This window comes from Ruegeria sp. C12 (genome assembly GCF_056537745.1).
On the sequence record NZ_JBQFSA010000003.1, the window covers coordinates 373,032 to 384,231 of the forward strand.

The following is an 11,200-nucleotide window of genomic DNA, read 5'->3' on the forward strand; positions in this document are numbered from 1 at the left end:
GAACTTATCCCCGTGTCTGCGACAGACGCAGCGCGCGGGGGGTGATGGTAAACTCGGCCTTGAATGCCCGTGTCAGCGCGCTGGGGTCGTCATATCCGGCGCGCAGGGCGATCTCACCTATGGTCAAATCCGTCTCGGCCACCAGCTTGCGGGCAAGGTTCAGCCGCAGACGCCGATAGACCTGCGCGGGCCCGACCCCCAACTCGGCCTGCATCCGCACCGAAAGTGCCTTTTGCGACCGACCCACCCGGCTGGCAATTTCGGAGATCGGCAGCGGGCGTTCCAGATGTTCCTGCATCAGCGCCAAAGCCTTGTTGACATAGCCGCTGGTCGCACCCGCGCCGCCCTCATGCGACCGGGCGGAATCGCGGGTCATGAACAATTGCGCCACTTCCAGCGCCAGTGCCTGCCCCTGATCCCGGCCGATCAGGTGCAGAACCAGATCAAAGGCGGCCATCGCGCCGGAACAGGTGATGCGGTTGCGGTCGATCACGTATCTTTCGCGGACGGTGTTGATGTCGGGAAACCGTTCGGTGAAGCCTGTCAACTCCTCCCAATGAATCGTCGCGCGGTGCCCGTCCAACAACCCCGCCAAAGCCAACAGCCAGCTTCCGGTGTCCAGCCCGGCCAGCGTGTCATAGCGTTCGGCCGCGGACCGCAGCCCAGCCTGTGTCTGCCAGTTGCCATGGGTGCGAAACCCATAAGACGGCATCACCATCAGGGTGTCGCCGTTGGCGGTTTGCAACGGGCCATGAGGTGCCACCTGCAGGCCCGAGGATGAGGTTACCGGCCCCGAGGTCAGCGACAGAAACCGCCACTGATACAGACTGCGCCCCGACAGCGTATTGGCGGCCCGCAATGGTTCGACCGTGTTGGCCAGACAATGGTTCGAGAATCCCTCGAACAGAAGCACACCGATTTGCTGCGGTGCAGAGGGGGATTTAGTCCATTTCTGCATGATAAACGTCTATTCTCGCACGAGGCGTTTCTCAACCCCGGTCACGATACGCGCACGACCAGATGTGGAGAATTCAGATGCAATATGGCCTGTCCGACGAACAGGAGATGATCGCCTCGACCGTGCGCAGCTTTGTCGAGAACGAGATTTACCCGCATGAAGAGCTGGTCGAACGCACCGGCGAAGTCCCGCATGAGATTGCGGAAGAAATCAAGCGCAAGACCATCGAGTTGGGCTTTTACGCCTGCAACTTCCCCGAAAGCGTCGGATGCGCGGGTCTGAACCATCTGGAATTTGCGCTTGTTGAACGTGAACTGGGGCGCGGTTCGATGGCGTTGAACCATTTCTTCGGGCGTCCGCAGAACATCCTGATGGCCTGCGAAGGCGAGCAGGTCGAGCGTTACCTGATGCCCGCCGTTCGTGGCGAGCGGATGGATGCGCTGGCGATGACCGAACCCGGTGCAGGCTCGGATGTGCGAGGCATGAAATGCGCCGCCGTGCGCGATGGCGGGGACTGGGTGGTCAATGGCACCAAACACTTCATCTCGGGGGCCGAGCACGCCGATTTCATCATCGTCTTCATCGCGACGGGTGAGGATCAGACGCCCAAAGGGCCGAAAAAGCGGATCACCGCGTTTCTGGTGGATCGCGGCACGCCGGGGTTCACGATCAGGGATGGATACAAGTCGGTCAGCCATCGCGGCTACAAGAACATGGTGCTGGATTTCGACGATTGCCGCCTGCCCGACGCGCAGGTTCTGGGCGAGGTCGATGGTGGGTTCGAGGTAATGAACACCTGGCTCTACGCCACGCGCATTACCGTTGCGGCCATGTCCGTGGGACGCGCCCGCCGGGCCTTTGACTACGCGCTGGATTACGCGGCGACGCGCGAACAGTTCGGCCAGAAGATCGGCAAGTTTCAGGGCGTGTCCTTCCAGATCGCCGACATGATCACTGAAATCGATGCGGCGGACCTGCTGACGCTGGCGGCGGCGGACCGGCTGGACAAAGGGCTGCCCGCGAATCGCGAGATTGCGTCAGCCAAGCTTTACGCATCCGAGATGCTGGCGCGGGTAACGGACGCCGCAATACAGGTTCATGGTGGGATGGGCCTGATGGATGACTATCCGCTGGAACGGTTCTGGCGCGATGCACGGGTCGAGCGCATCTGGGACGGCACCAGCGAGATCCAGCGCCATATCATCAGCCGGGACCTGCTGAGGGCGCTGGGCGCATGAGGCCACTCGGGCGTGTCTTAAACCCTGCGTCCATGGCCGTGATCGGCGGCGGGGCCTGGTGCGCGGAAGTAATCAAACAGGCCCGAAAGTTCGGTTTCTCCGGGGATATCTGGCCGGTTCACCCCAAGGCGCAGCAAGTGGCGGGTATGCCCGCCTTTGCCACCATCGAAGACCTGCCCAACCCGCCGGATGTGGCCTTTATCGGTATTAACCGGCACGCGACGATCTCGGCCGTTGCGGCTTTGTCCTCGGCGGGGGCAGGTGGCGCTGTGTGCTTTGCGTCCGGCTTTACCGAGGCGCGGGCCGAGGATGATCAGGGCGCTGATTTGCAGGCGCAGCTGGTTGCGGCAGCGGGGGATATGCCGATCCTCGGGCCCAACTGCTATGGGTTCGTCAACGGGTTGGAGCGCGCGGCAGTCTGGCCGGATCAGCACGGAATGCGCCCCGTGGATCGCGGGGTGGCGATCCTGACCCAAAGCTCGAACATTTCGATCAACATGACGATGCAGCGCCGGGCCCTGCCTTTGGCGTTCATGCTGACCTGCGGGAATCAGGCGCAGACGCATCAGGCGGATGTGGCCTCGGCCCTTTTGGACGATGACCGGATCACCGCGATTGGCGTCCATATCGAGGGCTTCGGCGATTTGCGGAAATGGGAAGCCTTGGCGCGAAAAGCGCGCGACCGGGGTGTTCCTGTTGTCGCGCTGAAAATGGGCCGCTCGGACCACGCGCAGGCGGCCACGATTTCGCATACGGCGTCGCTGGCGGGTGGGGATGCCGGGGCGCAGGCTTTCCTGGATCGTCTGGGGATCGCGCGGCTGGACGATATCCCGAGCTTTCTGGAATGCCTCAAACTGCTGCATGTCACCGGGCGTTTGGACGGCAACGGGCTGGCCTCGATCAGTTGTTCAGGCGGCGAGGCGAGTTTGGCGGCAGATATGGCCGAAGGGCGTGACCTGCATTTCCCACCGTTGACGGACCAGCAGCGCACGGATCTGCGCGCCGCACTTGGCCCGATGGTGGCGCTGGCCAACCCGTTGGATTACCACACTTATATCTGGCGGGACACGGATGCGATGACGCGTGCGTGGTCCGGGATGACCGGGCCGGATAAGGCGCTGACCATGGCGATTGTCGATTATCCGCATACGGATCCGACGGATTGGGCGTGCGCGACACAGGCAGCGCTGAACTGTGTGGCGCAGACCGGGCGACCTTTTGCAGTGACCGCGACCCTGCCCGAGTTGATGCCCGAACATGTTGCGCAGCGTCTGTTGGAAGGTGGGGTTGTTCCGTTCTCGGGCCTTCATGAGGCGCTGTCCTCTGTCGAAGCGGCGGCGCGACCGTTGCCGGAACTGTCAGAGCCGGTGCTGTTGCCTGCGGATGCAGCTGCTGATTATGTGCTGACCGAGGCTGAGGCCAAGTCGGCTTTGGCCGCGTTTGGCTTGCCCATCCCTCGCAACCGGGTGGTTGCAGTTGAGGACGTGGGGTGCGTGGCCGGTGAACTGGTTGGCCCCTTTGCAGTGAAGGGCGTCGGGCTGGCGCATAAGTCGGAACATGACGCGGTGCGTCTTGGGGTTTTGTCCTGCGATCTAGCCAAGACCGCGAAGTCGATTGGCACCCAGACGGTGTTGATCGAGGAAATGGCGACAGGCGGGGTAGCCGAGCTATTGATCGGGGTCACACGAGACCCGGCGCATGGCTATGTGCTGACCATGGGAGCCGGAGGGGTGCTGACCGAGATTCTGCGCGATACGGTTTCGGTTTTGATCCCGTCCCCGCGCGCGACGGTTGAGCAGGCGCTGGGCAAACTGGCCTGCGCGCCGCTGCTGGCCGGGTACCGGGGCAAACCGCCTGCCAATATGGACGCGATTCTGGACGCGGTCGAGGCCGTTCAGAACTATGTCATTGCCAATGCCGCGACAGTTGAAGAAGTTGAGATTAACCCGCTGATCTGCACCGCCGAGGGCGCGGTTGCAGTCGATGCGCTGATCCGAAAGGCAAGTTCATGAGTCCGATCAAAACCCGTCGCGACGGTGCCATTCTCGAAGTCATTCTGGACCGGCCCAAGGCCAACGCGATCGATCTGGCCACCAGCCGCATCATGGGCGAGGTGTTTCGCGACTTTCGGGACGATCCGGAACTGCGTGTTGCGATCCTGACCGGGGGCGGCGAGAAGTTCTTTTGCCCTGGCTGGGATCTGAAGGCCGCAGCCGACGGTGATGCGGTGGATGGCGATTACGGCGTTGGCGGTTTCGGCGGGTTGCAGGAACTGCGCGATATGAACAAGCCGGTGATTGCGGCAGTCAATGGCATTGCCTGCGGCGGCGGTCTGGAACTGGCGCTGAGCGCCGACATGATCATCGCCTCGGAAAACGCCAGCTTTGCCCTGCCCGAGATCCGCTCGGGCACTGTGGCTGATGCGGCCAGTGTCAAGCTGCCCAAACGCATTCCCTATCACATCGCGATGGAACTGCTGCTGACAGGGCGTTGGTTCGACCCGGAAGAGGCCCATCGTTGGGGGCTGGTCAATGAGGTCGTGCCCGCAGATCAGTTGATGGACCGCGCGTGGGAACTTGCCCGGTTGCTGGCCAGCGGCCCACCCCTTGTTTATGCGGCGATCAAGGAGATTGTGCGCGAAGCCGAGGATGCCAAGTTTCAGGACGTGATGAATCGGATCACCAGGCGGCAATTGGCCAGCGTGGATGTGCTGTATGGATCCGAGGACAATCTGGAAGGCGCGCGCGCCTTTGCCGAAAAGCGCGATCCGGTTTGGAAAGGGCGATAGGGGGCTCTGCCCCCGTCGCGGCACGCCGCGACTCCCCCGGGATATTTTTGGCCAGATGAAGGGCGGATCAGCTGCGCTCGAACAACGCGATGAACGCGGTGTCGTCTTTGTTGGGGCCGGCGGCGAGGTCGCCGTAGATGCGGACCTCGGGCAGGGTCAGGTTGCGGATGCGGTCGTGTGCGAGCTGGTGCAGCGCGTCGGCGAACCCCAGTTTTTCGAAATGTCTGGCATTGATCGAGAGCGCAAACTGGGCACCCGGGCGGGCGACGCGCAATAGGGCGGGCAGTACCTCGGGGCCAAGGTGGCCGTGGGTGAAAGTGCCTGAGGATACGATGCCGGAATAGCTGTGGCGCGGCACCGGGATACCGTGGTTCAGGTCGGCTTCGATGGCGTCGCGATAAATGTCCTTGCGCATGGCCTGGTCCAGCATTTCGGCGCTGATATCCGTGGCATCGATGGGGCCGACGCCCAACCCGGCCAGAATCGCACCGCAGAGGCCGGTGCCTGCGCCCACATCCAGCACCGGGCCTTGTCCGAAGGCACTGACAAAGGCGCGGGCGGTGTGGATGTGAAGTTGATAATCCTCACGCGCGGCGAAGCTGTCGTCATAATCGCCCGCCCATTCGGCATAAAGGCGCCTGTTGTCCTCGGGCGAGGTCAGCGCATAGGCGGTGTGCAGGTCGGGTGTTTTCTGGCTCATACCTAAAAGAAAGGCGCATGAGGGGATTCGAATCAAGTGCGTCTATGCGGCGCTTGCATCCCGGACCGGCTCGGATCATCTAGGGGGTATGACACAGACGCTTTTTTCCTTTGGACATGGGTATTCGGCGCAGGCGCTGTCGCGCAGGCTGGCGGCGGACGGGTGGCGCGTGATCGGCACGACACGGGACGAGGCCGGTGCCGATGCAATTCGGGCGTCGGGCGCAGAACCGATGGTCTGGCCCGGTGAAGTGCCGGATCTGGATGGGGTCACGCATGTGTTGATCTCGACCGCGCCAAGCGAGGAGGGCGATCCGGTTCTGAAGGCGCTGGGCGACGAGATCGCAGCGCGGGCCGGACAGTTCGAATGGGTCGGTTATCTGTCGACCACTGCAATCTATGGGGATCATCAGGGCGATTGGGTGGATGAAGCCACGCCGCCTGCCCCAACTGCAAAACGGGGCCGGTGGCGATTGCAGGCCGAGCAGCAATGGTCGGCCATTCCCGGCCTGCCCGTTCACATCTTTCGCCTGGCCGGAATCTACGGCCCCGGACGCGGACCGTTTTCCAAACTCAAACGCGGCGGATTGCGGCGGATCATCAAACCTGGGCAGGTGTTTTCGCGGATCCATGTGGATGACATCGCGCAGGTTCTGGCGGCGTCGATCGCCGCGCCCAATCCCGGCGCGGTCTACAATGTCTGCGATGACGAGCCGGTGCCGCCTCAGGACGTGATCGGCTACGCCGCCGAGCTTCAGGGTCTGCCCCTGCCGCCTGCCGTTCCGTACGAAGAGGCGGACCTGACCCCGATGGCGCGCAGTTTTTACAATGAAAACAAGCGCGTGCGGAACAACCGCATCAAGGATGAACTTGGGGTGCGGTTGCTGTACCCCAATTACCGGGTCGGGCTAGAGGCGCTGATGAACGCTTACTGAGCGGCCTTGATCATGTCGGCCGCTTTTTCGGCGATCATAATGGTTGGCGCGTTGGTGTTGCCGGATACCAGCGTCGGCATGATCGAAGCATCGACAACGCGCAGCCCTTGAACCCCACGCACACGCAATTCTGGGTCGACCACGGCCATATCGTCCACGCCCATTTTGCAAGTGCCCACCGGGTGATAGATCGTATCGGCGCGGTCGCGAATATGGCGTTCCCAATCCGCATCCGTTTTGGCCGTTTCGGTCCCGAACATCTCTGAGTGTCGGAATTTGGCCAGCGCGGGGGCGTCCATGATCTGACGCATCATGCGAGCACCCTTGATCAGCGTCTCAAGATCGCGATCGTCAGACAGAAAGTTCGGGTCGATGGCGGGGGCGGCAAAGGGGTCGGCGCTGTGCAAGCCGACAGTTCCGCGGCTTTCGGGTCGCAGTTTGCAGACATGGCAGCTGTAGCCATAGCCGTAATGCAGCTTTCTGGCGTGATCGTCGACCATGGCGATGGCGAAATGCAATTGGATGTCGGGGCGGTCCAGATCGGCTGAGGTTTTCAGGAAACCCGCCCCTTCGGCGAAGGGGGTGGCAGCCATGGACACTCCGGTTTTGCGCCAGCGCCATATGTGGCCCAGAAGGCGGGCGGCGCCGATAAGGCCGATGCCGAAATTGTCGGTGTCCTTGCTGCGATAGGTCAGAATGAAATCCAGATGATCCTGCAGGTTCTTGCCGACACCGGGCAGGTCGTGCCGGACGGGAATCCCGTGCTGGCGCAGCTCGTCCGCCGCACCGATGCCGGACAGTTGCAACAGCTGTGGCGACTGCAGTGCGCCGGCGCACAGAATGACCTCGCGTTTGGCCGAAACCGAGTGGTCAGCGCCCTTTGCTTTTCTCTTGTAGATCACTCCGGTTGCGCGTTTGTCCTGTAAGGTCAGTTCTTTGGCATGAGCATGAGTGATCACGGTCAGATTCGCGCGGTCCATGACCGGATGGACATAGGCGGCTGCGGCGGAACACCTCTCGCCATTCCTGGCGGGGTCGTGAAACTGCGTCACCTGATACAGTCCGACGCCTTCATTGTCGCCGCGGTTGAAGTCCTGAATGCGTCGATGTTGCAGTTGTTCGGCTGCTTCCAAAAAGGCATGTGTGACGGGGCGCGGCTCTTTCTGATGTGACACCTGCAGCGGGCCGCTGTCCCCGTGCATCTCATCCGCGCCCTGTTCGTTGTTCTCGGCCCGTTTGAAATAGGGCAGGACGCTGTCCCAATCCCAGCCGGCGCAGCCTTGCGCGGCCCAGCCGTCATAATCCTGCTTTTGGCCCCGGATATAAAGCATCGCGTTAATTGCGCTGGATCCACCCAGGGCCTTGCCGCGCGGCTGGTACCCTTTGCGGCCATTCAGACCCGGTTGCGGAACTGTTTCAAACGCCCAGTTGCTGATCTTTGGACGCCCCGGCAAAGACGCGACAATTGCGGCGGGCATACGGATGCCGATATGGTCCCCTTTTCCCCCGGCCTCAAGCAGGCAGACCGTTATGTCGGGATCCTCGCTGAGGCGATTGGCCAAGACCGAGCCTGCGGATCCGCCGCCTACAATGACGTAGTCAAATTCCATTTATGTGCCTTTATCAATTGATTGCGCCAACTGGCCAAAGGGTCCGGACAAACGACGCAAGGGAATGGGTCCGACTGTGCCCGACTTACGGGAAAATTCAATCAGCATTTCAACTGTTGACACTAGGTAACTGTGCCCGGCTCACAACCAGGTCAAGTTGGAACCCCGGCGAGCTGCGGCCCACCATAGGAAAAAGCTATCACAACAATCCAAAAACAAAACTTATTCTCATGGCGCGGTTTTGCTATACCGGGCGCGACGCGAGATGGCAGAGATTGAGGTGCACGGTGTCGCAAGGTTCTGTTTTCCAAGACAGGAAATTGAAAACGACATCGGCGACATCTTACTGTGATCTTGTCGCGTAAATTTTGACCGCGCTAAGCCGCAAGACCTGAGCCAGGATTGGAGATCGATATGGACGGAAGTGATAACCCCAAAACAGGTGGATGCCCTGTGATGCATGGCGCGGGGACCCGGTCGAACCGGGACTGGTGGCCAAACCAGGTGAACCTGTCGATCCTTCATCAGCACGCGCCCGCGTCGAACCCGTTGGGTGCGGATTTCAACTATGCCGAAGAGTTCCAGAAGCTGGATATGAAGGCGTTGAAAGAAGACCTCTATGCGCTGATGACAGATTCGCAGGATTGGTGGCCTGCGGATTATGGCCATTACGGTGGTCTGTTCATCCGTATGGCGTGGCACAGCGCCGGGACGTACCGCACGGCGGATGGCCGTGGCGGGGCCTCGACCGGGAACCAGCGCTTTGCGCCGCTCAACAGCTGGCCGGACAATGGCAACCTAGATAAGGCGCGCCGCCTGCTGTGGCCGATCAAGCAGAAATACGGCAACCAGATCTCCTGGGCCGACCTGATGATTCTGGCGGGTAACTGCGCCATTGAATCGATGGGCGGCAAGACTTTTGGTTTCGCCGGTGGCCGCGAAGACATCTGGGCGCCCGAGGAAGACATCTATTGGGGGTCCGAGACCGAATGGCTCGCCCCGACCGACAACCCCAACAGCCGTTATTCGGGCGAGCGTGATCTGGAAAACCCACTGGCTGCCGTGCAGATGGGCCTGATCTACGTGAACCCCGAAGGCCCCGATGGTGAGCCGAACATTCTGGCCTCGGGCCGCGATATCCGCGACACCTTTGGCCGGATGGCGATGAATGACGAGGAAACCGTCGCTCTGGTCGCGGGTGGTCACACCTTTGGCAAGGCGCATGGCGCGGGTGACCCCGATCTGGTCGGCCCTGATCCCGAAGCCGCCCCGATCGAGGACATGGGCTTTGGCTGGATCAACAAGTTCGGTTCAGGCAAGGGTGACGACACCACCACCAGCGGTATCGAGGGCGCGTGGACCGCGAACCCGATCAAATGGGACAATGGCTATTTCGACCTGCTGTTCGGCTATGACTGGAACCTGACCAAAAGCCCCTCGGGCGCGTGGATCTGGGAACCGGTTGGCGTGAAAGAGGAAGACATGGCCCCGGCGGCGCATGATCCGTCGAAAAAGGTCAAGACCATGATGACCACCGCCGACATGGCGATGCGCATGGACCCGATCTATGGCCCGATCTCGAAACGCTTCCATGAAAACCCCGACCAGTTCGCCGATGCCTTCGCCCGCGCCTGGTTCAAGCTGACCCACCGCGATATGGGTCCGCGGTCTGCCTATATCGGCCCGGAAGCCCCGACCGAAGAGCTGTTGTGGCAGGACAACGTTCCCGCTGTGGATCACGACCTGATTGACGATGCGGATGTGGCCGACCTGAAAGCCAAGATTGCGGCAACTGGTCTGTCGGTGTCCGAACTGGTCTCGACCGCATGGGCCTCGGCCTCGACCTTCCGTGGGTCGGACAAGCGCGGCGGTGCCAATGGGGCCCGTATCCGCCTTGCGCCGCAGAAAGACTGGGACGTCAATGAGCCGATGAAACTGTCCAAGGCGCTGGAGGCGCTGGGAGGCGTTCAGGCGGCGTTCAACGGTGCGCAATCCGGTGGCAAGAAAGTTTCGCTGGCGGATATCATCGTTCTGGCCGGTGCTGTTGGTGTCGAACAGGCGGCAAAAGCTGGCGGTCAGGATGTCGAGGTTCCGTTCGCCCCGGGCCGCACCGACGCGACGCAGGAACAGACGGATGTGGACAGCTTCTCAGTGATGGAGCCCATCGCAGACGGGTTCCGCAACTACCAGAAGGCCGACTACACCGTCTCGCCCGAAGAACTGCTGGTCGACCGCGCGCAATTGCTGAACCTGTCCGCGCCCGAGATGACGGTGCTTGTCGGGGGGCTGCGTGTGCTGGGTGCCAATTTCGGCGACAGCAAGCATGGTGTGTTCACCGCTCGCGTGGGAACGCTCAGCAATGACTTCTTCACCAACATTCTGGATATGAGCACGGAATGGAAGCCGTCGGGCAAAGGCGTCTATGAAGGCCGCGACCGTGCCAGCGGTGAGGTCAAGTGGACCGGCACCCGCGTTGATCTGGTCTTCGGCTCGAACTCGCAACTGAGGGCGCTGGCCGAGGTCTATGGTCAGGCCGGTGCCGAGGGCAAATTCGTCTGCGACTTTGTCTCGGCCTGGAACAAGGTGATGAATGCGGACCGCTTCGACCTGAAGTAATTCCGCGTTGATCGCAGGAATAGCGCCGCCCGAGGAGACTCGGGCGGCGTTTTTGTTGGCCCGACTCTCGGGCGCATACCAAGCATTGGGTACGATTCCGCTGAATGGCCATTCCTTGCCGTGTTTCCAGGAATGGAGAAGACCGTTGTTGACGGGATTTTTTAAGCTAACATGTTGTTTTCATTAAGATTGGTAAGTTTCTGCCGAGAAATGTGAAGTTTTTTCAAAATGGGGGTTGCAGGTCCCGGGCCCAATCCGTAAATACCCCTTCACCGGCGCTGCTGAGGCGCTGGGACGCGGCGGAAGCGGCGGAGACGCATCGGAGAGACGGTGGGCATTCGGAGGTTTTTGATTGG

8 protein-coding genes are annotated in these 11,200 nt (G+C 61.4%); 5 read left to right on the forward strand and 3 right to left on the reverse strand.

Annotation, left to right across the window (positions count from 1 at the left end):
- Nucleotides 1-4: 4 nt before the first annotated feature.
- On the reverse strand, nt 5-958 hold the full coding sequence (locus tag ACR0C9_RS09210) for a GlxA family transcriptional regulator (RefSeq protein ID WP_480780858.1): 954 nt from the start codon (nt 956-958) through the stop codon (nt 5-7).
- Between the two features lie 77 nt (nt 959-1,035).
- Between ACR0C9_RS09210 and ACR0C9_RS09215 the strand changes: the two genes are divergently transcribed.
- Genes ACR0C9_RS09215 through ACR0C9_RS09225 form a run of 3 tightly spaced genes read left to right on the forward strand, consistent with a single transcriptional unit; the run spans nt 1,036 to nt 4,984 of the window.
- Entirely contained in the window at nt 1,036-2,196 is a 1,161-nt protein-coding gene (locus ACR0C9_RS09215) for an acyl-CoA dehydrogenase family protein (protein ID WP_170521368.1), read from the forward strand.
- The gene (locus tag ACR0C9_RS09220; protein WP_480780859.1) at nt 2,193-4,208 is read left to right on the forward strand and encodes an acetate--CoA ligase family protein; all 2,016 of its coding nucleotides are present in this window, start codon (nt 2,193-2,195) and stop codon (nt 4,206-4,208) included. Before ACR0C9_RS09215 ends, ACR0C9_RS09220 begins: the two co-directional genes overlap by 4 nt.
- Nucleotides 4,205-4,984: a carnitinyl-CoA dehydratase gene (locus tag ACR0C9_RS09225; protein WP_170453271.1), complete on the forward strand. Its 780-nt coding sequence runs from the start codon at nt 4,205-4,207 to the stop codon at nt 4,982-4,984. Before ACR0C9_RS09220 ends, ACR0C9_RS09225 begins: the two co-directional genes overlap by 4 nt.
- Before the next feature lie 67 nt (nt 4,985-5,051).
- Here the strand turns inward: ACR0C9_RS09225 and ACR0C9_RS09230 are convergent, their stop codons facing one another.
- On the reverse strand, nt 5,052-5,684 hold the full coding sequence (locus ACR0C9_RS09230) for a class I SAM-dependent methyltransferase (RefSeq protein WP_170453270.1): 633 nt from the start codon (nt 5,682-5,684) through the stop codon (nt 5,052-5,054).
- Nucleotides 5,685-5,772: 88 nt separating this feature from the next.
- Between ACR0C9_RS09230 and ACR0C9_RS09235 the strand changes: the two genes are divergently transcribed.
- Complete coding sequence (locus ACR0C9_RS09235; protein WP_170453269.1) at nt 5,773-6,618, forward strand: SDR family oxidoreductase; 846 nt, start codon at nt 5,773-5,775, stop codon at nt 6,616-6,618.
- Here ACR0C9_RS09235 and ACR0C9_RS09240 read toward each other — a convergent pair.
- Nucleotides 6,612-8,228, reverse strand: a complete 1,617-nt coding sequence (locus ACR0C9_RS09240) for a GMC family oxidoreductase (protein WP_480780860.1) — start codon at nt 8,226-8,228, stop codon at nt 6,612-6,614. The genes ACR0C9_RS09235 and ACR0C9_RS09240 overlap by 7 nt on opposite strands.
- Before the next feature lie 414 nt (nt 8,229-8,642).
- Here ACR0C9_RS09240 and katG point away from each other — a divergent pair, with 414 nt between their 5' ends.
- The gene (gene katG, locus ACR0C9_RS09245) at nt 8,643-10,844 is read left to right on the forward strand and encodes a catalase/peroxidase HPI (protein ID WP_480780861.1); all 2,202 of its coding nucleotides are present in this window, start codon (nt 8,643-8,645) and stop codon (nt 10,842-10,844) included.
- The last annotated feature ends 356 nt before the right edge of the window (nt 10,845-11,200 follow it).